This window comes from Mesorhizobium sp. B3-2-1 (assembly GCF_006439515.1).
GTDB lineage: Bacteria > Pseudomonadota > Alphaproteobacteria > Rhizobiales > Rhizobiaceae > Mesorhizobium.
In genome coordinates, this window is record NZ_VFTI01000020.1 from 106185 (window position 1) to 127570 (window position 21386).

A 21386-nucleotide genomic window follows, 5' to 3' on the forward strand; every position below is an offset into this window, starting at 1 on the left:
CCACTTCAAGCGGCGTATGGCCTGGCTTTGGCCAGCCGCTGAATCCAGCGGAAGGCGTCGCGGCGCAGGCGCGAGCCGATCTTCTCCCGGGAATTGACCCTGAGCAGCGTATTCGTCGTGATCAGCTTTTTGGCCAGCCGTATCGACAGATCGGGCTTGATCCGCCCGGCGAGTTCGAGCGCATGCGGTTCGTCGAACAACTGGCCGGTCACGTTGAGTACGATCGCCAGTTCGAGTTCGATGCTGGTCATCCGGGCGGCGTCGAGCAGGCGTTCCTCGGCTTTCGGCGACTGCAGCGCCCGCACGCCTTGCAGCACGTCGACGCAAAGCTGCAGCCGGTGGAATTTATGCCCCCCGGCCGCATGCACGATGGCGATCGTCAAAAGGGCCGCCGGCGTGTTCGTCGCCTCGCCATCGATGATGCCCAACTCGCGAAAACCCAGCGACAGGCGCCGCCGCATGCCGGTGTCATGCACAAGGTCGCCATGCAGCTCGACCAGCAGGCTGGAGTTCTCCTTTTCCAGCCATTTGAACTCCTGCAACTGGTAGGATTCGGCTTCGTTGCTGCCAAGCTTGAAGCCTGACGCCGCGATCACCTGGTTTGCCCGCGCGAGGTTGGCGGGCTCGACGAGGATGTCGATGTCGGTGAACGGCCGGTCGGAAACGTTGCGGTAGAGTTTGCGCGCGAAGACCGGTCCCTTGACGATCCGCGCCGGAATGCCTCCCGCCGCCATCCCCTTCATGATGCGGTCGCCATGATACTGCAGCAGCATCGACTGGCCGGTGGCGATCGTCGCCTTCTGGCGCAGGTCGTCGAGTTTGTCCGGCAAGCCAGCGTCCAACGGCAGGCGCGCGTCGCCGCGCTCCCTGAGCTTGCGCAGCATGATCGGCAGGACGCCGTGGAATTCGGCATTGTCGAGCAGCGCCGACAGGGCTTTCGCCGACAAATTGTCCTCGACCGCCGCGGCCTCCGGATCGGCGAAGCGCAGCAGCAGTCTTTCTTCGGCGGAAGTGAGGGACGGCAGCATCGATCCGGGCAAATCCATCGCTAAGTGGATAGTCCAGAATGGTTGCAGAAAAGCACGGACGAAGCCAGCCTCATAGGCCCCAGCGCAGCGCGGCCGTGTGGACAGGTGCGTCCCACCAGCCCGTCAATTCGTCGTCGAGCAGGGTCAGCGTGATCGAGCAGCCGGCCATGTCGAGAGAGGTGACATAGGTGCCGACCAGCGAGCGGGTTATCGTCACGCCATGTTGCTCGAATATCCGGCGGGCGCTGTTGTACATCAAATAGAGCTCCATCAGCGGGGTGCCGCCGAAGCCGTTGACGAACAGCAGCGCGGGTCCCTTCGCCTTGTCACCGAGATCCCCAAGGATCGCGGCGCAGATCTCCTGCGCGATCGCATCGGCGCTCATCAAGGTGTCGCGGCGGCGGCCGGGCTCGCCATGGATGCCGACGCCGAATTCCATCTCGCCGTCGCCGATGTCGAAGGTCGGCTTGCCGGCCGCCGGCACGGTGCCACTGGTCAGCGCCACACCCATCGAGCGGGTCGCGTCGTTGACGCGGTCGCCCAGCGCCTTCAACGCCGGCAATGCCAGGCCGTGCTCGGCGGCGGCACCGACGATCTTTTCAACCACCAGCGTGCCGGCGACGCCGCGCCGGCCGGTCGTGTAGGAAGAATTCTCGACGGCGACGTCGTCATTCGTCACCACCTGAAGCACGCCTTCCGACATTTCCGCCGCCATGTCGAAGTTCATCACGTCGCCTTCATAGTTCTTGACGATGAACAGGCAGCCGGCGCCGGTGTCGACAGCTTGCGCGGCCGCCAGCATCTGGTCCGGCGTCGGCGAGGTGAACACCTGGCCGGGGCAGGCGGCGTCCAGCATGCCATGGCCGACAAAGCCGCCATGCAGCGGCTCGTGGCCGGAGCCGCCGCCGGAGATCAGCGCCACTTTGCCCGGCTTGAGCACCTTGCGGCGGATGAATTTGTGCTCCTCGCCAAGCACCAGGATGCCGGCATGGGCGGCCACGAAACCGTCGAGGCTCTCTGTCAGCACCGTATCCACCGAGTTCATGAATTTCTTCACGGCCGTCTCCTCCCGAAATAGCCTGACATCAAGGGTCACTCAGCCACTCTTGCCGGTGATGATGGTGACCTTCTGGATGAATTCGTTGATCGCGCGGTCGAGCGCCGCATTCTGCTTGTCGTCGCCGAAATCCGGCACGATGAGCGAAACGTGCCTTGTCTTGCGCGCGCCCGCGGCGACCGAGATCTTGCCTGGATGTGCCTGATGATAGGCGGCGAGAAACTGGTCGCGCTCGGCCTGGCTGAAATGGCAGACGGAAAAGATGGCGGGCAGATGCTTTGACGGTATCGGGATCGAATAGGCGGGGCTCGAAATCTGCGTGACGAAACTGCGGTGCTTGCCGAGCGCGTCGGCAAGGCGCTGGCGCATACCGGACGGGCGCTGGTCGATGACCTGTGACAGGATCGTCTTGTAGGCGCGGATCGCCTCTTCGGAACCGGGTTCGGGTTTGATATCGATCATGCCTGCCGCCTAGACCGGGACGTTCGCGATGGCCGCCTTGGCCATGGCGAGTTGCGCCGGCGCGACGGAGAGATCGCGCAGGCCAGCCTCCAGCAGCGAGGGGATCGCGGCGGGGTCGCCGCCGGCATCCCCGCACAGGCTGACGGGAATCCCGTTTTCCCGTCCGAAGGCCGCGACCGAGCCGATCAGCCTCAGCACTGCGGGATGACGGACAGAATTCAGCTTGGCCACAGCGGCATTGTCGCGCGCGGCCGCCATCACATATTGCGTCAAATCGTTGGAACCGATCGACAGGAAGGCGACGCCGGCGAACGCCTCCGGCGCGATGGCCACCGAAGGCACTTCGACCATGATGCCGAGCGGCGGCATTTCGTGCGCGATGCCGCGCGTGGCAAGGGCTACCCGTTCCTCGGCGAACAGGGCGGCGGCGCGTTCATACTCTTCCGGTGTGGCGATCATCGGAAACATGACTTTGAGATTGCCGTGTGGTGCGGCGCGCAGCAATGCCCTTATTTGAACACGGAATATGTCGAGCCTGGCCAGCGACAGCCTGATGCCGCGCAGGCCGAGGAACGGATTGCCTTCCTCGACGGTGAAGCCCGGCACCGGCTTGTCGCCGCCGGCATCGACGGTACGGATCGTCACCGGTTTTGTGCCGGCCCATTCCAGCACCTTGCGATAGGCGCGATACTGGGTCTCTTCATCCGGCAGCGTCTTGCCGAACAGGAATTCGGTGCGCATCAGGCCGACACCGTCGCAAGTGGCGATGTCGATGGCATCGACATCCCTGGGGTCGGCGATATTGACCTGCACGCGCACCTCGGTGCCGCGCTTCGTCGCCGCCGGCCGTGCCAGAAAGGTCTGTGCATCGCCTTGGCGGGCCGCGAAGGCCGAGGATGACTGCCGGAACGAGCCGATCTCCGTGGGCGAGGGCGCCAGAACGATATTGCCGTGCTCAGCGTCGAGCAGCGCGATGCCGGCAACAGCGGTGAGCGGCTCGCGCAGACCCACGACCATCGGCACGCCACGCGAGCGCGCCAGCATGGCGACGTGACTTGCGGTGCTGCCCGCCTTCAGCGCGATGCCGCCGCCATGGCTCCAGTCGGTTTCGAGAAAGCGCGTCGGCGCGATATCCTCGCCGTAGAGGATGGCGCCGGCCGGTGCCGCGCTGTCACCGTCCTCGGTCAGGACGCGCAGCACCTGGTCCCTGATATCGCGCAGGTCCGTGGCGCGGGCGCGGAAATAATCCTGGTCCGAGGCCTCGTAGCCGGCGATCTCGGCATCGAGTGCCTGCCGCCAGGCCGCGTCGGCGGTTTTTCCGGAAGCGATCGATGCGAAAGCCGGCCCGCTTAGCGCGTCGTCTTCGAGCATCGCGATGTGGAATTCGAGTATGTCGGCGGCATCGCTGTCGGCGGTCCCGACCATGGCCGCGAGCCGGTTCACCGCCTTGCCGATCGCGGCCTCCAGTGACGTCTTCTCCTCGGCGGGGCTTGCCTTGCTCGCGTAGATGCCCGCTGGCCGGCCGAGGTCGAACAAAGGCCCCTCGGCATAGCCGGCCGAGGCCGGAACACCCTCAATACGCATGGCCCGCATTCCCCGCGGGCCGGCCAAGGCACGCATCGGCCTCAAGCCGAGCGGACATGGCCGGCATCCTCGTCGAAATCGCGCTGCACCAATTCGATCAGCGCGCGGATAGCGTCATCGGCGCCATCGCCATTGGCCCTGATGTGCAGCACCGTGCCCTTCGGCGCCTTGGCCGCCATCACCTTGACAATGCTCTTGGCATCGAACCATGGGCCGTTGGCGGCGAGTGCAATTTCCACGTCGGCGGCAAAGCTCTTGGCCAGCTTGGTGAACTTCACCGAAGGACGCGCGTGCAGGCCCACATCGTGAGTGATCAGGACGGTCGCTTCGGCGGTTGCGGACATGTCTTCAAAAATCCCGTTCACTCACGACGGCGACAATTCATGCGCCGTCGCCACCACTTCCCGGAGCGAGGCGCCGCCGGATGCCTCGGTCGCCGCCATCACCGCGCCCTCGACGATCGGCGCGTTGCAGACGATGATCTTCTGCGCCCGCGGCTCGCCGATCATCTCCACCGCCATTTCCGAATTGGTCTCGGCCCCGCCGAGATCGACCAGTATGGCGACGCCAGCGTCCGACCAGGCCCTCTCGATGGCGCCCATGATCGCCTCGACATTGGTGCCGAGCCCGCCATGGCCGTTTCCGCCGCACCATGCAAGCGGCACTTCGTCCCCCACCATCTGGCGCACCATGTCGGCCGTGCCTTCCGCGACCAGCGGCGAATGCGACACGATCACGATCCCGACATTGCTCATGCTTTGTCCCCGATGATCTGCGCCAGAGTGCGCACCAGCAGCGCGGTCGAGCGCGCGCCGGCATCCATATGGCCGATGGAGCGGTCGCCGAGGAACGAGGCACGGCCGCGCAGCGCCTTCATCGGCACGGTCGCTTTGGCGGCGGCGTCGGCGATGTCGGCTATTTCAGCCGCCGTCTTTTCCCCGGCCAACGCGTCACGCACCGGCTGCAGCACATCGAGCATGGTTTTCTGCCCGACTTGTGACTTGCCGCGCGCGGCCACGGCTTCGATCGCCTTGCCGAAGGCAGCCGTCAAATTGGCATTGTCGGGGCCCGCCGATATCTCCTTGCCGAGCGCGATGAACAATGTGCCGAACAGCGGACCGGAAGCGCCGCCCACGGTCATCACCAGCTTTGTGCCGATCGCCTTCAGGGCGTCGGGCAGCGGCTTTGCGGCGAACACATCGGCGTCGGACCGCAGGGCTTCGAAGCCGCGTTTCATGTTTAGCCCGTGGTCGCCATCGCCGATCGCCTGATCGAGCGCCGTCAATTCCTCGGCGTGGTCGGCAATCGTGTCAGCGGCAGCCGTGATCAGTCTCGAAAGGTCCAGCGCTCTCATGTCGCCCGAATTCCCGATTTCCACCTTGCCCGCAGTAGCGAAAGAACGGTCGTTCGACAACTGGAGCATGCGTCAGGCCGTGACAAGCAGCGTGGCGGCGGCTGCGAATACCTCTGCCACGGCATGGGCGCCGGGGTCGACCACACCCTGCAATTTGGCGCCGACATAGGCGGACCGTCCGGCCTTCGCCTTCTCCATCGCGGCCGTTGCCTCGGCGCCGCGCCGGGCCGCTATCGCGGCTTCCTCCAAGCCTTTGCCGTCGAGCGCCTTCAAGGCCGGCTCCAGCGCGTCGACCATGGTGCGATCGCCTGGATTGGCGCCACCGTAGAAGGTCATTCGTTCAAGCCCGGCAAGCAGCGCCTTGGATAGCTTCGCACCGCTGTCCATGGCCTGCGCCGCCGCTGTGAAGAAGATCGACAGCAGCACCCCACTGGAGCCGCCCATCGATGCGCTCAGAATATCGCCCATCGCGCCAAGGGTCGCCGCCGGGTCGGCAAGCGGCAGAGCATCAAGCCGTTCCAGCACGCTGCGCGCGCCGGTCGCCACCGTCGAGCCGGTGTCGCCGTCGCCCGCCTTGGCGTCGAGCCCATTCAATGTCGCTTCGAGCGAAATCAGCCTTTCGCAGACAGTGGCGATCAAGCGCCTGGTGCCTGCATCCTGGCTGGCCTTGCGCGCCGCGCCTTGTCCGGCTGCCTTGGTCATCGATACGACAGCAGGCGCAACGACCGGCTTTGCCGGCATCCAGGCGTGTGGGCCGTCAGGTTCCAGCAAGGCAGCTTCGCGCGCCGCGTCGAGCTTGATCAGCGACAGCGAGAAGCCATTCATGTTGAGCGCCGTCATCAGCGGCCCGGGGCCCATCGCCAGCTTGACGGTCTTGGCAAGCGGCGACACAAGCACCGCATTGGCGATAACAGACATTTCAAGCGGTGGCACGGAGCCCAGATTGTTGATCAGCAAGGCATAGGTGGCCTTCGGGTCGAGCCGCACCGCCAGGCGCTCCGCCATGACAGCCACCAGCCGGTCGGCGCTCTGCACCGCGATGCGTTCGACGCCGGGCTCGCCGTGGATGCCAAGGCCAAGCTCACCGTCATCGGCGCCGAACCGGTCCTCGTGCGGCTGGCCGGGGATGGAGCAAGATGACAGCGACATGCCGAGCGAGACGATGTCCTTCGCCGCCGCTCGCGCGGCTGTCGCAACGGATGCCAGGTCCTGGCCGGCTTCCGACAGATGTCCTGATATCTTGTGCACGAACAACGTGCCGGCTACACCGCGCGGCTGGGCGATGTCGGGCAGCGCGATGTCGTCGGCGACGATCACCATCTCGACGGCAAAACCTTCGGCGCGCGCTTTCTCGGCCGCCAGGCCGAAATTGAGCCGGTCACCGGTGTAATTCTTGACGATCAGCAGGCAGCCGGCCGGTCCGGTAACCGCGCGGATGGCCGCCAGCACCGCCTCGACGCTCGGTGAGGCAAAGATCTCGCCCGATACGGCAGCCGTCAGCATGCCCTTGCCGACGAAGCCGGCATGCGATGGCTCGTGCCCGGCGCCGCCGCCGGAGACGACGGCAACCTTGGACTTGTCCCAATCGGCGCGCAGCACGACCTTGATCTCGGGATAGCCGTCGAGGCGCGCGAGGTCGCCTGAGCCAATGGTGCGCAGCAATCCGTCCAGCGCCTCGGTGACGATCGTTTCCCTGCGGTTGAAAAAGTGCTTCATCGAATTCGTCCCGTATTTCGCAATCGTCAATCAGATGCCGGCGTCACCTTGGCGGGGATGCCGAAAACCATTCACATCAGTCGGTGTCCGTCGGCGCCGAAATAGAGCGGCGAGCGGTAGCGGATCATCACTCTGTCGCCCTGCGCCAGATCGGTGTCGGGATCGGTCAGTGTAACGAGTTTCTTCGGCCCCACCGTCACATGCAGATGGTTCTGGTCGCCGAGATGCTCGACCCAGTCGACGACGCCGTCGGCATGGCCATTTGGCGCCTTCTCGATCGCCAGGTGCTCGGTGCGTGCGCCGATGGTCTTGGTGCCGGCCGGCGCGCCGCCGTCAGGCAGCAACCCCGTCGGCAGAAGATTGATGGCCGGCTGGCCGAGCCTTGCCGCAACGTGCAGGTTTGCCGGCTCGGAATAGATCGTCCGCGGTGAGCCGATCTGCACCAGCACGCCGTCGGCGAGGATGCCGATGCGGTCTGCCATGGTCATGGCCTCGATCTGGTCGTGGGTGACGTAAAGCATGGTGGCACCGAGTTCGGACTGGATGCGCTTCAGCTCCAGGCGCAGATCCGCGCGCAGCTTGGCGTCGAGCGACGACAGCGGCTCGTCCATCAGATAGATGGACGGCTTGCGCACCAATGCGCGGCCGATGGCGACGCGCTGCATCTCGCCGCCCGACAATTTCGTCGACCGGTTGGCGAGCTTGTGATGGATGCGCACCATCTTCGCCACCTCCTCGACCCGGCGGCGGATCTGGTCTTCCGGTATTTTCCGCGCCGGCGAGCGCAGCGGGAAGGCGAGGTTGTCGAACACCGACAGGTGCGGATAGAGCGAATATTGCTGGAAGACGAAAGCGGTGTCGCGCTCGGCCGGCGACAGGGTCGTGGCATCGTGGCCGCCGATCTCGATCGTTCCGGCATCGGGCCGCTCCAGCCCGGCGATCAGCCGCAGCGTCGTCGTCTTGCCGGCCCCGGTCGGTCCGAGCAGCACGACGAATTCGCCGTCAGCTATATGGAGATTGAGACCGTTGACGGCGACATGCTCGCCAAAACTCTTGGTCACGCCCTTGATGTGCACGTCAGCCATGTTGCACTCTCCGCTCCGAGGCAGTGTCGTGGATCGCCGTTCTCACCGCGCGCCCGGAGCCTTTTTCGAACAGCGACAGCCGCGCGCTGTTCAGCGTCAGGCCGACATGGTCGCCGGTGTTGAGCCGGATTTCTGCCGGCACCCGCGCCTTGATGATGCCGTCCGCCGTCTCCACCGCGACGATCTGCGTCGTGCCGAGATATTCGGTGCCGTAGATGGCGCCGCGCAGCTTGGAGGCATCGTCGAAGCGGATGTGTTCGGGGCGGATGCCGAGTGCCATGTCGGCGGGCGCGATGTCCTCGCGCACCTCCGGTACCGCGACCTTGGCACCCTGCACGACGATCTCCTTCGCGCCTTTGGGAAGCCCGCCGCCAAAGCCCAGAAAATTCATCGGCGGCGAGCCGATGAAGTCGGCGACGAACATGGTAGCGGGGCGGTCGTAGATCTCGCGCGGTGTGCCGAACTGCTCGATGACGCCATGGTTCATGACCGCGATCTTGTCGGCCATCGACATCGCTTCCATCTGGTCATGCGTTACATAGACCGTGGTGGCGTGGATGCGGTTGTGCAGTTCGCGCAACTCATGGACCATCAGGTCACGGAATTCGGTGTCGAGCGTCCCCAGCGGTTCGTCCATCAGGAAGCATTTCGGCCGCCGCACGATGGCGCGGCCGAGCGCGACGCGCTGGCGGTCGCCGCCGGCAAGACCGGAAACGGATTTGTTGAGCAGATGGTCGATACGTAGAAGCTTCGCGGTTTCCTCGACGCGGGTGCGGATCTCGGACGAGGGCATGCCTTGCGCCAGCAACGGGAAGCCGATGTTCTTGCGCACATTCATATGCGGGTAGAGCGCGAACAGCTGGAAGACGAAAGCGATGTCGCGCTCGCGTGCCCTGAGCATGGTGACGTCGTCGCCGCCGAGCAGGATCTGGCCGCCCGTTGGCAGCTCGAGCCCGGCGATCATGCGCAAGGTGGTGGTCTTGCCGCAGCCCGATGGCCCTAGCATGACGAAGAACTCACCGTCCTCGACGACGAAATTGGAATCCTGCACCGCGACGAAATCGCCGAAGGCCTTTCTCAGATGTTGGACGCGGATCTCGGCCATGATTATTCCGGGAACTTAGAGACGATGATGAACATCACCGTGCCGGCAAGCATGGTGATGAAGGAATAGGTGTAGAGCGACAGCGCGAAAGGCTGGAACAGCATCAGGAAGCCGATGGCGATCAATGCCGTTGCGATGTTTTCCATCAGCCCGCGCCGGGCCCAACGCGGCCATGATGATTTCCTAGAGATGGCGGGGCGCGTCATGCGTAGCTCCCTTCCCTTTCCCCGTTCAAGGGGAGAGATGACTGCCAGGTGGTTCCCCCACTCCGTCGCTGCTTCGCAGCGACACCTCTCCCCCCTCCGGAGGGAGAGGAAGGGAGCCTTGCTGAATGAAGTTCGCGCCCTTCCTCTCCCCCGTCGATCGGGGGAGAGGTGTCGAGCGAAGCTCGACGGAGTGGGGGTCGACTTATTCCCAGATCAATCATTTGCGCACCGCGCCGAAGGTGATGCCGCGCAGCAATTGCTTGCGGAGCAGGATGGTGAAGACAAGGATCGGAACCAGGAAGATCGTCGTGCCGGCCGCGACCGCCGGCCAGTCCTGCCCGCCTTCGCCGATGATGGTCGGGATGAAGGGCGGTGCGGTCTGTGCCGTGCCCGAGGTCAGAAGTGCTGCGAACGCATATTCGTTCCAGGCGAAGATCAGGCAGAAGATGGCGGTCGCGGCAATACCGGTGGTCGCTTGCGGCAGCACCGTGCGCCAGAAGGCCTGCAGTCGCGTATAGCCGTCGATCATCGCCGCCTCCTCATATTCGCGCGGGATCTCGTCGATGAAGCCTTTGAGCAGCCATACCGCGAGTGACACGTTGACCGCCGTGTAAAGCAGGATCATGCCGAGCGCGGTGTCCGACAGGCCGAGCTCGCGGTACATCAGGTAGATGGGAATCGCGACCGCGATCGGCGGCATGAAGCGTGTCGACAGGATGAAGAACAGAAGGTCGTCGGCAAGCGGGACCTTGAAGCGCGAAAACCCGTACGCCGACAACGTGCCGAGAAACACCGCGCAGAAGGTCGAGCCGAAGGCGATGATCAGCGAATTGATGAAGCGCGGCAGGAAGTTGGACGGCCCGGCGATCACCATGTTGCGCTTGCGCACCGTCTCGTCGCAGAAGCCGGTCGCCGGTCCGAGCGAGTTGATGTATTCCGGCGTCTGCCTGGTCCGCGTCGTGAACAGGTTGCAGTAGCCCTCGATGCTCGGCTGGAACACGACCTTGGGCGGGTAGGCGATCGAATCCGGCGGCGTCTTGAAGCTGGTGGCGAAGATCCACAAGAGCGGCACGATCGAGATCAGCGCATAGGCGATGATGATCGCGCCGGCGATGCGCTTCGAACCAGCCGAGGGGGCGACGACCGAATGGGCTGTGGTCAGGCTCATCTCTGCTTCACCTTGTTGAGCGCCTTTACGTAGATGTTGGCCAGACCGAACACCGCGACGAACAGGATGATGGCGAAGGCCGAGGAATAGCCGGTGCGCCAGCTTTCGAAGGCTTGCCGCTTCAGCGTGATCGAGGCCACCTCGGTGGTGGAGCCCGGTCCGCCGCCGGTCAGCAGATTGACCATGTCGAACATCTTGAAGTTCTCGATGCCGCGAAACAGCACCGCCAGCATGATGAAGGGTAGCGCCATCGGCAGCGTGATCGACCAGAACTGCCGCCAGTTGGAGGCACGGTCGACCTCGGCCGCCTCATAGATGTATTCGGGGATGGAACGCAGGCCCGCCAGGCAGATCAGCATCACGTAGGGCGTCCACATCCAGGTGTCGACGATGATGATCGACCACGGCGCCAGCGAGACGTTGGAAAGCATCTGGATGCTTGTCGGCGGAATGCCCGACACGAACGAGATGACATAGGAGAACAGCCCGATCTGCGGCTCGTAGAGGAAGCGCCAGAAATTGCCGACCACCGCCGGCGACAGCATCATCGGCACCAGGATCAGCGTCGTCCAGAAGGCGTGGCCGCGGAACTTCCTGTCGATCAGCCAGGCCAGCGTGAAGCCGATCAGCGTCTGCAAGAGGATGGTCCAGAACACGAAATGCGCCGTCGTCTGCATGGCGATCCAGATGTCCTGGTCGCCGAGGATGCGCCGGTAATTGGCGAAACCGAGGTTCTTCACCACTTCGTTGGGGCGGTTGGCGCGGAAATTGGTGAACGACAGATAGATCGCCCAGAACAGCGGGAAGATGTTGATGGCGAGCAGCAACAGGATCGTCGGCGAGATGAACAGCCAGGCGAGGCCCTTGTCGCTGATGCCACGGACCTTGCGCGCCAACGGTTCCGGGGTCGCCCGGGCAACGTTGTCCGCAGTCCGATTGAGCATGGTTAGTCCTGCTTCGGTCACGGGTCAGACTCGATGATGGAACTTATCTGAACTGCGTCCCGTGCCAAGGGCGGCACGGGACGCGGCGGTCACGGCTCGGGAGGAGCCTTGGATATTGCCTCGCGGCTACATCTTGCCGTCGTCCTGGAAGACCTGCGTCCAGTCCTTGACCAGCCCGTCGAGCGCGTCCTTGGCCGAGCCCTGGCCGGCGACGACATAGTCGTGGAAGCGCTTCTGCGAGGCCTGCAGCAGCGGTGCGTAGCTGGGTTCGGCCCAGAAGTCCTTCACGATGGCCATGGAGTCGAGGAAGGCCTGCGCATAGGGCTGGCTGGACGGGAATTTCGGATCCTTCACCACCGCGTTCAGGCAGGAATAGCCGCCGAGCGACCACCACTTGGCCTGCACGTCCTTGTTGGCGAACCACTTGATGTATTTCAGCGCCGATTCCTGCTTGTCGGAATAGGACACCACCGAAATGCCCTGGCCGCCGAGCTGGGCGAACTGGTCGCCGTCGGGACCCTTCGGGTTGACGAAATAGCCGATCTTGTCGCCGCCGACATTCTCGTCCTTCTGCAGGCCAGGCCATGTGAAGGCGAAGTTCATGTGCATCGCCACTTGGCCGGATTTGAAGGCATCGACGCCTTCACCCATGTAGCTGTTGGAGGCGCCGGGTGGGGTGCAGCAATCATAGAGAGCCTTGTAGAATTCCAGCCCCTTCGCCGATTTCTCGGAGTTGACGAAACCTTCCATCTCGTAGGGCTTCTTCGGATTCTCGTACTGGAAGCCGTAGCTGTAGAGCACGTCCATGGCGCCCATGGTGATGCCTTCGGAACCGCGCTCGGTGTAGATCGAGGCGCCGTAGACGGTCTTGCCGTCGATCTGCCGCTTCTGGAAGAATTCGGCGATCTGCTTCAACTGGTCGAAGGTAGTCGGCGGGCCGAGATCCCAGCCGTACTTCTCCTTGAATTCCTTCTGCAGTTCGGGCTTGGAGAACCAGTCCTTGCGGTAGGTCCAGCCGACGACGTCGCCCATGGCCGGTAGCGCCCAGTAGTTGGGCGTGTTCTTCGGCCATTCCGAATAGCCGACCACGGTCGCCGGCACGAAGTCGTCCATGCTGATCTTCTCCTTGTCGAAGAAGTCGTTCAGCTTGACGTAGTGGCCGTTCTCGGCCGCGCCGCCGATCCACTGGCTGTCGCCGATGATCAGGTCGCAGAGCTTGCCGTGCGAGTTCAATTCGTTGAGGAACCGGTCGGCATAGTTGGTCCACGGCACGAACTCGAATTTCATGCCGATGCCGGTTTCCTTGGTGAAATCCTTGGACAGTTCGACAAGTGCATTGGCCGGGTCCCAGGCGGCCCAGCACAGCGTCAGGTCTTCGGCGTGCGCGGCGTTCGAGGCGGCTGTCGACGCTGTGATCGCCGAGGTCAGTCCCAACGCCAGTTTCAAACTCGATTTCATGCCTTCCTCCCATTTGTGAAACACGCCCGGATGGCGGTCTCGAGAACCCTTAACCTCTCTCCTCAGAGGCCCAAACATGGCGGCGTTATCGCGTCGCGAATGTTTAGTAATTTGTTTAGTAATGCAATTTCTACTAAACAAGGCAAGCGAATTCGTTGCTGCGCCGCAACATGCTTGCGCCGGTGTCTGAAAACGTTGGGAAAAGCGCCGGGCGCCGGTTGGCTGAGCGCGGAGTGTGGACGCGGTCCGGGGTTCAGTCGAGCCGCTTGGTGCTCACCATCACCGTCCTGATCGGCGGCGCCGGCGGCAGCAGCGCGCGGATGTCGCCGAAGGGAAACGTCGGCTCGAAGCGGAAGGCTTCGGCCAGCGACCCTTGCGCGCCATTGCATTGGCCCGAGCGGAAAAGGTTTTGCGTCAGCGCGATGTCGACGAAGCGATCCGGGTCCTGCGACTGGTGCATGCGGATCGCTTTGGCCTTGATGTCGGCATGAGCGGAAATATCGACATAGTGCGTCGGCGAGAACCCGGTGCCGCCCATGGTATCGGCATGCAGCACGGGGACGCCGAACGACGCGGCGATGCGCACGCCGTCCGACAGCGCGCGATGGTCGGCGTGATAGTCGTTGGGCGCGTGCGTGATCACGAGATCCGGCCCGATTTCGTTGATCAGCGTTTTCAGCGCGTCGATCAGTGCGGCGTCGGCCACCAGGCCGCCATCGGGAAAGTCGAGGAAGCGCGGCGCCGCCCCGAGCAGCGCGGCCGCGGCCGTCGCTTCCTCGCGGCGGACACGAGCCAGAACGGCGGGATCGCTCTTGCCGCCCCTGGCACCATCGGTGGCCACGGCAAAGCTGAGTTCTGCGCCTTGCGCGGCATAGGCGGCCATCGTACCGAACATGAAGATCTCGATGTCGTCCGGATGCGCACCGAGCGCCAGTATTTTCAACTCTCTCTCCCTGGAAATGAAAACGTGCCGAACGGAATCCTGCTCGCCCTGATCGCCTATGCAAGCTATTCGGGCAGCGATGCCGTTATCAAGAGCCTGGGCGGCCAATTCACGGTGTTCGAGATCGGCTTCTTCTCGACATTGTTCGCCGGCTGCTTCCTCTTCTTCAGCCGGCCGGCCAACGAGCGCTGGCGTGATTTCTGGCGCACCAAACGTCCCTGGGCGGTGCAGGCGCGGGCCTGGGCCGGCATCGCGTCGGGCGTGCTCAGTGTCTATGCTTTCACCACCATTCCGCTGGCCGAGGCCTATGCGCTTATCTTTCTGGCGCCGCTCTGCGTCACCATTCTGTCCACCGTGATCCTCAAGGAAAAGGTCGGCCCTTGGCGCTGGCTGGCGGTGGTCGCCGGCTTTGCCGGCGTCATGCTGGTTGTCAGGCCGGGCTTTCGCGAACTGCACCTCGGCCACCTTGCCGCTTTCACCATCGCTTTCCTCGCGGCCACCAACGTCATCCTGATGCGTTCGCTGGCGCAGCAGGAAAAACGCACGACCATACTCGGCGTGCTGATCGGTTACGGACTGCTGTTCAACGGCATCGGTGCCGCCGCGACCTCTTTCACCGTTCCGGATGGAAGACAGCTGGTATGGCTGGCGATGGCGGGCGCCTTCACCGCCTGTGGACAATTGCTGCAGTTGCTGGCCGTCAAATACGCGCCCGCCAACCGGATCGCGCCGACGCATTATTCGCAGATTGTCTGGGCGGTCATCCTCGGCGCGCTGTTCTTCCAGGAATACCCGGACTGGCTGTCGCTTGTCGGCCTCGCGGTCGTCGGCGGATCCGGCCTGCTGACCATGGTGCGCGAGGAAGCGCGGCTGGGTACGGTGCGCTGGAATCCGTTTTCGCGAGCCCGGCTTTGAGTCGCTGCAATCGGATAAGTTGCACGGCCCCGGTGACGGCTGATATGCGGGCGCAATGACGACCAAACCCTTGCCGGAGCTTCCGGTATCCGCCGTGCTGCCGGCGCTGAGCGCGGCGCTCGGCTCTGGCAAAAGCGCCGTGCTGGTGGCGCCGCCCGGGGCCGGCAAGACTACGCTGGTGCCGTTGGCGCTGCTCGATGCACCCTGGCTGGGCACGGGCAAGATCGTGTTGCTCGAACCGCGCCGGCTGGCCGCCCGCGCCGCCGCGCGCCGCATGGCCGAACTGCTGGGGGAAGAGCCCGGCGCCACCGTCGGCTACGCCATGCGGATGGAAAACCGCACCTCGGCGCGGACGAAAATCCTGGTCGTCACCGAGGGCGTTCTGTCGCGCATGGTCCTCGAGGACCCTGAACTGCCCGGCGTTTGCGCCGTCATTTTCGACGAATTCCACGAGCGTTCGCTCGACGGCGATTTCGGTCTCGCTCTCGCCCTCGATGTGCAGGGCGCGCTGCGGCCGGATCTGCGTCTGCTGGTGATGTCGGCAACGCTCGACGGCGCACGGGTCGCGAAACTCCTGTCGGGCGCGCCGGTGATCGAAAGTGCGGGCCGCGCCTTCCCCGTCGATATCAGGTACGACGAACGGCCGGCCGGAGTGCCGATCGAGGACGCCATGGCCAAGGCGATCCGCTCCGCCCTTGCCGACGAGAGCGGTAGCGTGCTTGCCTTCCTGCCCGGCCAGCGCGAGATCGAGCGCACCGCCGAACGGCTGGCCGGCAAGGTCGGCGCCGACACCGACATCGTCCCGCTCTATGGCCAGCTCGACGGCAAGGCGCAGGACGCGGCGATCAAGCCGGCGCCAGCGGGCCGCCGCAAGGTGGTGCTGGCGACCTCGATCGCCGAGACCTCCATCACCATCGACGGCGTGCGCGTCGTCATCGATTCCGGCCTGTCGCGGCTGCCGCGCTATGAGCCGGCCAGCGGCCTGACACCGCTGGAGACAGTTCGCGTCAGCAAGGCTTCCGCCGACCAGCGCGCCGGCCGCGCCGGGCGCACGCAGGCTGGCGTCGCCATCCGGCTGTGGCGGGCCGAGCAGACGGCGGCACTTCCCGCCTTCACGCCGCCGGAAATCCTCGAGGCGGACCTGTCCGGCTTGCTGCTCGACTGCGCCGCCTTCGGCGTCGCCGATCCCGGGACGCTCGCTTTCCTCGATCCGCCGCCGGCTCCCGCGCTCAACGAGGCAAGGGCGCTGTTGCGCGCGCTCGATGCCATCGACGAGGCAGGTCGCTTGACGGACGCGGGCACGTCGATGCGCAAGCTCGCTTTGCCGGTACGGCTGGCGCATATGGTCGCCGAGGCGGCCGGCAGCGGCCATGGCGGCGAAGCAGCCATGATCGCCGTGCTGCTCACCGAGCGTGGCCTTGGCGGCGACGGTGCCGACCTCGAACGGCGGCTGATGCGCTTTCGCGGCGAGAAATCGCCGCGTGCCACGTCGGCGCGCCAGCTTGCCGAGCGCCAGGCCAGGCAGGCAGGCGGCGCGAAGATCAGCGGAGCTGTTCCAGCCGGAACCCTGCTCATCCATGCCTGGCCGGACCGGGTCGCCAAGGCGCGCGGCGAGCGCGGCCGTTTCGTGCTGGCCAATGGCTCCGGCGCCATGCTCGACGCCGCCGATCCGCTGGCGGGCGAACCCTTTCTGGTCGTCGCCGACCTGCAGGGCAAGGCGCAGAATGCCCGCATCACGGCAGCGGCGGCAATCAGCGAGGAGGACATTCGGTCGGCACTTGTAGGCAAGATCGAAACGCGCAGGCAGACGAGCTTCGACCGCGAGCGCCGCGCCGTGCGGGTGCGCGAAACCGTGCGTCTCGGCGCCATCACGCTCGCCGAACGCATGCTGCCGCCGCCGGCCGGCGCCGATGCCGACCGCGCCATCATCGAGGCCCTGCGCGAGCATGGGCTTTCCCTTTTGACCTGGAGCAAGGAGTCCCAGACGCTGCGCCACAGGCTATCCTGGCTGCACAAAGGCCTGGGCGCGCGCTGGCCCGACATGTCGGATGAAGCGCTCGTCGAGCGCCTCGACGACTGGCTGCTGCCATTTTTGTCCGGTGCGGCATCCCTGGCCGCTATCGACCCCGGCGTGATCTCGGCCGGGCTGGCGTCGCTCGTGCCGCACGACCTGCAGCGCAAGGTCGATGCGCTGGCGCCGACCCATTTCGACGCGCCGTCGGGCAGCCATGTTCCCATCCGCTATGACGGCGAACGGCCGGTTCTGGCGGTCCGCGTCCAGGAACTGTTTGGCCTCGACCGCCATCCTTCGATCGCCAGCGGCACCGTGCCCCTGACGCTCGAGCTGTTGTCGCCGGCGCACCGGCCGATCCAGACGACGCGCGACCTGCCCGGCTTCTGGCGCGGCTCCTGGGCTGACGTGCGCGCCGAGATGCGCGGCCGCTATCCCAGGCATGTCTGGCCGGAAAACCCGCTGCTCGCCGCCGCCACCGCCCGCGCCAAGCCGCGCGGGACCTAGCCTTGGGCATAACGCACGCCTTGGCGATTGGCCTAAGCGCTCATCACTTAATCATCCACGGGCGAGGCAAGGAGCGTAGCGACGCAGCGTAGACCCAGGGATGACGAAGTTGGGGAGGCCTTGGGCTGTACAGCGCTACTGGCGCTCGCCGCCCCACGGCTGTAATCCATGGCCATGATCAACATTCTGAACACGCCCGATTTCCAGCAGAGCCAGCGACTGCGCCTCAACACGCTGATCCGGCTGCGCTGGCTGGCCATCGTCGGTCAGAGCGTGGCGGTGCTCGTCGTCGCCTACGGGCTGAAATTCCCGCTGCCGGTCAGCCTGTGTTTCGCCCTGATCGCCGGTTCGGCCTGGATGAACCTGTTTCTGGCCTTCCGCTTTCCGGCCGCGCACCGGCTCACCCCGTTCGCCGCCTTCGGCATTCTGATCTTCGACAGCCTGCAGCTTGCCGGCCTGCTCTACATGACCGGCGGCCTGACCAATCCGTTCTCGCTGCTGATGACCGTGCCCGTCGTCATTTCGGCGACCTCGCTGCCCCTTCGGCTCACCGCCATCCTCGGCGGGCTGGTGATGATAGCGGCGACCTTGCTGGTCTTCCGACATCTGCCGCTGCCCTGGCATGAAGGCGCGCCGCTGGTGATGCCCTTCATCTACGTCGCCGGCATGTGGATGGCGGTGCTGTCGTCCATCGCCTTCACTGCCATCTATGCCTTCCGGGTGGCCGCCGAGGCCCGGCTTCTGGCCAACGCGCTGGCCGCCACCGAACTGGTGTTGCAGCGCGAGCAGCATCTTTCGGCACTCGACGGCCTGGCCGCCGCCGCCGCGCACGAACTCGGCACGCCGCTCGCCACCATCACTCTGGTCGCCAAGGAAATGGAAAAGGCGCTCGGCAGCGATCCGAAATACGGGGAAGACGTGAAGCTGCTGCGCTCGCAGAGCGAGCGCTGCCGCGAGATCCTCAAGCGCTTGACCAGCCTGTCGTCGGAGGGCGAGGCGCATCTGTCCCGCCTGCCGCTGACCTCGCTGGTCGAGGAGGTCACCGCGCCGCATCGCGACTTCGGCATCTCGATCAAGCTTCGCCCCGGAGAGCGGACCGGACCGGAGCCGGTCGGTCGGCGCAATCCGGGTGTCATCTATGGCCTCGGCAACCTGGTCGAGAACGCCGTCGATTTCGCCCGCAAGAGCGTCACCATACGCTGGAGCTGGGACGAGGCGACGGTCTCCTTCTCGATCACCGATGACGGCCCGGGTTTTCCGCCCGAGATCATCGACCGTATTGGCGAGCCCTATATGTCGACACGCCAGGGCAATGAGGCCGGAGGCGGCCTCGGGCTCGGCCTGTTCATCGCCAAGACATTGCTCGAACGTTCTGGCGCCACGCTCGACTTCCGCAACTCGAGCGGCCTCGGCGAAGGGGCCGTGGTGCGGATTTCATGGCCGAGAAGCGTCTTCCTGAATCCGGAATCCGCCCCGGCGACCATGTTTGACACTGCGTAATTGGACAATAGCCCCGCAAAACTATATCTGCGTAAAAATAAGGCAGCAGGAATTTTCGAGACGATGACAGGCGATGAAAACAGTGGGCCCATGGTTGAAGGCGAGGACACCTCGCTTCTGATCGTCGATGACGACAAGCCGTTCCTGACCCGTCTGGCCCGTGCCATGGAAACCAGGGGCTTCGTGGTCGAGACCGCCGAGAGCGTCGAGGAGGCCGTGGGCAAGGCCCGCGCCAATCCGCCCGCTTATGCGGTGGTCGACATGCGGCTGGGCGACGGCAACGGCCTCGACGTGGTCGCCGCCATCCGCGAGAAGCGCGAGGATTCCCGCACCATCATCCTGACCGGTTACGGCAATATCGCCACCGCGGTGACCGCGGTGAAACTCGGCGCCGTCGACTATCTGTCGAAGCCCGCCGATGCCGACGATGTTTTTGCGGCACTGACCCGCACCACCGGCGAGCGCGCAGCGCCTCCGGAAAACCCGATGTCGGCCGACCGCGTGCGCTGGGAGCACATCCAGCGCGTCTACGAAATGTGCGAGCGCAACGTCTCCGAGACCGCGCGCCGGCTCAACATGCATCGCCGCACGCTGCAGCGGATCCTGGCCAAGCGCGCGCCGCGCTAGGATCGACGGATCGGTTCGGACCATGCCAATTTCGAACTCAGCGCCGCCCCTCATTGCCCTGCCGGGCATTTCTCCCCGTATAGTGACGGGGAGAAAGAGGCTGGCTGCGATGTCGGCGCCCTTCTTGCGACACAGGTGATTGGCCAAGCCGACGGTGACAGCGCCCCTCTCCCCGTCACTATACGGGGAGAGGATTCCGGCAGGCAGGTGAGGGGCGGCGCCGGCGCATGGACAATGAAGCCCGCCGAGCAGGCTAACGGAGGCAAAATGCAGGATTTGAAGCAACGGCCGGTTTCCGTCTTTCGCGAATTCCTGGACAGCGAGGCGGCCGGCGGGATCATCCTGATGGCGGCGGCCGCCCTTGCCCTGATCGTCGCCAATTCGCCGCTTGCCGAAACCTATTTCTCCGTTCTCCACGCCTATCTCGGCCCGCTCAGCGTCTCGCACTGGGTCAATGACGGGCTGATGGCGGTGTTCTTCCTGCTCGTCGGGCTGGAGATCAAGCGCGAGATGCTGGACGGCCAACTCTCGACCTGGCCACGCCGGGTGCTGCCCGGCATCGCCGCGGCCGGCGGCATGGTGGTGCCGGCGCTGGTCTATGTCGCCGTCAACAGCAACAACCCGGCCGCATTGTCCGGCTGGGCGATCCCGACCGCCACCGATATCGCCTTCGCCCTCGGCGTGCTGTCGCTGCTCGGCAGCCGCGTGCCTGCCTCGCTGAAGGTCTTCCTGACCGCGCTTGCCATCATCGACGACCTGGGCGCCGTCATCATCATCGCCATATTCTACACCAGCGGCCTATCGCTGGCCTACCTCGGCGCGGCCTTCGCCGTCATTGCCGCGCTTGTCGTGCTCAACCGCATGCGGGTGATGACGCTGGTGCCTTATCTCGTGCTTGGCGCCGTCCTGTGGGTGCTGGTGCTGAAGTCCGGCGTCCATGCCACGCTCGCCGGCGTGGCGCTGGCGCTCACCATTCCGCTCGAACGCTCCGCCGGGATCGGCCACGATCTCGACCATTCGCCGCTGCACCGGCTCGAGCATAGTCTGCACAAGCTGGTGGCGTTCATCGTCGTGCCGATCTTCGGCTTCGCGAATGCCGGCGTTTCGCTTGCCGGCCTGAGCGTCAGTGCCTTGATCGAGCCTCTGACGCTGGGCGTCGCGGCCGGTCTCGTCGTCGGCAAGCTGGTCGGCGTGTTCGGCTCCTCCGCGCTCGCCATCCGCCTCGGCCTCGCCGACCTGCCGGCCCATGCCGGCTGGTCGCACATGATCGGCATTTCGCTGCTGTGCGGCATCGGCTTCACCATGAGCCTGTTCATCGGCCTGCTCGCCTTCGCCAGCGACGTGGCGCTGCAGGACGCGGTCAAGGTCGGCATTCTCGCGGGTTCCTTCGTCGCCGCGCTGCTTGGTGCCGCGGTGCTGCTGATGGCGCCGGTTGCGAGTGGAGTGGAAGAAGCGGAAGAGTAGGATGGCCTGCCCTAAAACGTGACCGCTGTTTCGACGCGAATCCACTTTTCGGCGAATGTCGCGCCGCCCCTCATCTGCCTGCCGGCATCTTCTCCCCGTAAACGGGGCGAAGGGGCTGGCCGCAACCCCGCCACCTTTCTCTGCAATGTCGGCGATTGGCGAAATCCGCGACGAGAGCTGTCCAGCGGATAGATGGGTAACAGAATGAACCGGATACATAGGTAACAGTTTTCTCCCCCTAAGATGCGGTTG

20 protein-coding genes are annotated in these 21386 nt (G+C 64.9%); 5 read left to right on the plus strand and 15 right to left on the minus strand.

The features are described 5' to 3' along the window. Nucleotides 1-5: 5 nt before the first annotated feature. The 15 genes from FJW08_RS20765 to FJW08_RS20835 form a co-directional block, all read right to left on the minus strand. The gene (locus tag FJW08_RS20765; RefSeq protein WP_140812091.1) at nucleotides 6-1028 is read right to left on the minus strand and encodes a nucleotidyltransferase family protein; all 1023 of its coding nucleotides are present in this window, start codon (nucleotides 1026-1028) and stop codon (nucleotides 6-8) included. Nucleotides 1029-1098: 70 nt separating this feature from the next. Then, a complete protein-coding gene (gene dhaK / locus FJW08_RS20770) occupies nucleotides 1099-2085 on the minus strand; it encodes a dihydroxyacetone kinase subunit DhaK (protein ID WP_140760684.1) in 987 nt (328 codons plus the stop codon). 39 nt (nucleotides 2086-2124) lie between these two features. Next, nucleotides 2125-2547, minus strand: a complete 423-nt coding sequence (locus FJW08_RS20775) for a hypothetical protein (RefSeq protein WP_140760686.1) — start codon at nucleotides 2545-2547, stop codon at nucleotides 2125-2127. 9 nt (nucleotides 2548-2556) lie between these two features. Continuing rightward, entirely contained in the window at nucleotides 2557-4131 is a 1575-nt protein-coding gene (gene ptsP / locus FJW08_RS20780; RefSeq protein WP_181182989.1) for a phosphoenolpyruvate--protein phosphotransferase, read from the minus strand. A gap of 41 nt (nucleotides 4132-4172) precedes the next feature. Then, on the minus strand, nucleotides 4173-4475 hold the full coding sequence (locus FJW08_RS20785; RefSeq protein ID WP_140760692.1) for an HPr family phosphocarrier protein: 303 nt from the start codon (nucleotides 4473-4475) through the stop codon (nucleotides 4173-4175). Nucleotides 4476-4496: 21 nt separating this feature from the next. Further along, nucleotides 4497-4886 (minus strand): dihydroxyacetone kinase phosphoryl donor subunit DhaM, encoded by a 390-nt coding sequence (gene dhaM / locus FJW08_RS20790; protein ID WP_140812093.1) that lies wholly within the window; start codon nucleotides 4884-4886, stop codon nucleotides 4497-4499. Beyond that, nucleotides 4883-5485 carry a dihydroxyacetone kinase subunit DhaL gene (gene dhaL / locus FJW08_RS20795; RefSeq protein ID WP_140812094.1) on the minus strand — a complete coding sequence of 201 codons (603 nt, stop codon included), beginning with the start codon at nucleotides 5483-5485 and terminating at the stop codon, nucleotides 4883-4885. Before dhaL ends, dhaM begins: the two co-directional genes overlap by 4 nt. A 72-nt stretch (nucleotides 5486-5557) precedes the next feature. Continuing rightward, nucleotides 5558-7201 carry a dihydroxyacetone kinase subunit DhaK gene (locus FJW08_RS20800; protein WP_140812095.1) on the minus strand — a complete coding sequence of 548 codons (1644 nt, stop codon included), beginning with the start codon at nucleotides 7199-7201 and terminating at the stop codon, nucleotides 5558-5560. Between the two features lie 71 nt (nucleotides 7202-7272). Continuing rightward, the gene (locus FJW08_RS20805) at nucleotides 7273-8286 is read right to left on the minus strand and encodes an ABC transporter ATP-binding protein (RefSeq protein WP_140760701.1); all 1014 of its coding nucleotides are present in this window, start codon (nucleotides 8284-8286) and stop codon (nucleotides 7273-7275) included. Beyond that, entirely contained in the window at nucleotides 8279-9391 is a 1113-nt protein-coding gene (locus tag FJW08_RS20810; protein ID WP_140760704.1) for an ABC transporter ATP-binding protein, read from the minus strand. Before FJW08_RS20810 ends, FJW08_RS20805 begins: the two co-directional genes overlap by 8 nt. 2 nt (nucleotides 9392-9393) lie before the next feature. After that, complete coding sequence (locus tag FJW08_RS20815; protein ID WP_140733364.1) at nucleotides 9394-9597, minus strand: hypothetical protein; 204 nt, start codon at nucleotides 9595-9597, stop codon at nucleotides 9394-9396. Nucleotides 9598-9814: 217 nt separating this feature from the next. Continuing rightward, nucleotides 9815-10765: a carbohydrate ABC transporter permease gene (locus tag FJW08_RS20820; RefSeq protein ID WP_140812096.1), complete on the minus strand. Its 951-nt coding sequence runs from the start codon at nucleotides 10763-10765 to the stop codon at nucleotides 9815-9817. After that, nucleotides 10762-11709 carry a sugar ABC transporter permease gene (locus tag FJW08_RS20825; protein ID WP_140760709.1) on the minus strand — a complete coding sequence of 316 codons (948 nt, stop codon included), beginning with the start codon at nucleotides 11707-11709 and terminating at the stop codon, nucleotides 10762-10764. Before FJW08_RS20825 ends, FJW08_RS20820 begins: the two co-directional genes overlap by 4 nt. Before the next feature lie 126 nt (nucleotides 11710-11835). Next, the gene (locus FJW08_RS20830) at nucleotides 11836-13167 is read right to left on the minus strand and encodes an extracellular solute-binding protein (protein WP_140812097.1); all 1332 of its coding nucleotides are present in this window, start codon (nucleotides 13165-13167) and stop codon (nucleotides 11836-11838) included. 253 nt (nucleotides 13168-13420) lie between these two features. Further along, nucleotides 13421-14110, minus strand: a complete 690-nt coding sequence (locus FJW08_RS20835; RefSeq protein ID WP_140812098.1) for a PIG-L deacetylase family protein — start codon at nucleotides 14108-14110, stop codon at nucleotides 13421-13423. Between the two features lie 24 nt (nucleotides 14111-14134). Between FJW08_RS20835 and FJW08_RS20840 the strand changes: the two genes are divergently transcribed. From FJW08_RS20840 to nhaA, 5 genes are all read left to right on the plus strand, one after another. After that, nucleotides 14135-15025, plus strand: coding sequence for a DMT family transporter (locus FJW08_RS20840; protein ID WP_140812099.1), 891 nt, complete (start codon nucleotides 14135-14137; stop codon nucleotides 15023-15025). 55 nt (nucleotides 15026-15080) lie between these two features. Beyond that, nucleotides 15081-17543 carry an ATP-dependent helicase HrpB gene (gene hrpB / locus FJW08_RS20845; protein WP_140812100.1) on the plus strand — a complete coding sequence of 821 codons (2463 nt, stop codon included), beginning with the start codon at nucleotides 15081-15083 and terminating at the stop codon, nucleotides 17541-17543. 168 nt (nucleotides 17544-17711) lie between these two features. Then, nucleotides 17712-19043 carry an ActS/PrrB/RegB family redox-sensitive histidine kinase gene (locus FJW08_RS20850; RefSeq protein WP_140812101.1) on the plus strand — a complete coding sequence of 444 codons (1332 nt, stop codon included), beginning with the start codon at nucleotides 17712-17714 and terminating at the stop codon, nucleotides 19041-19043. A 63-nt stretch (nucleotides 19044-19106) separates the two neighbouring features. Then, a complete protein-coding gene (locus FJW08_RS20855) occupies nucleotides 19107-19670 on the plus strand; it encodes an ActR/PrrA/RegA family redox response regulator transcription factor (RefSeq protein ID WP_015314185.1) in 564 nt (187 codons plus the stop codon). A gap of 267 nt (nucleotides 19671-19937) precedes the next feature. Continuing rightward, the gene (gene nhaA / locus FJW08_RS20865; RefSeq protein ID WP_140812102.1) at nucleotides 19938-21134 is read left to right on the plus strand and encodes a Na+/H+ antiporter NhaA; all 1197 of its coding nucleotides are present in this window, start codon (nucleotides 19938-19940) and stop codon (nucleotides 21132-21134) included. The last annotated feature ends 252 nt before the right edge of the window (nucleotides 21135-21386 follow it).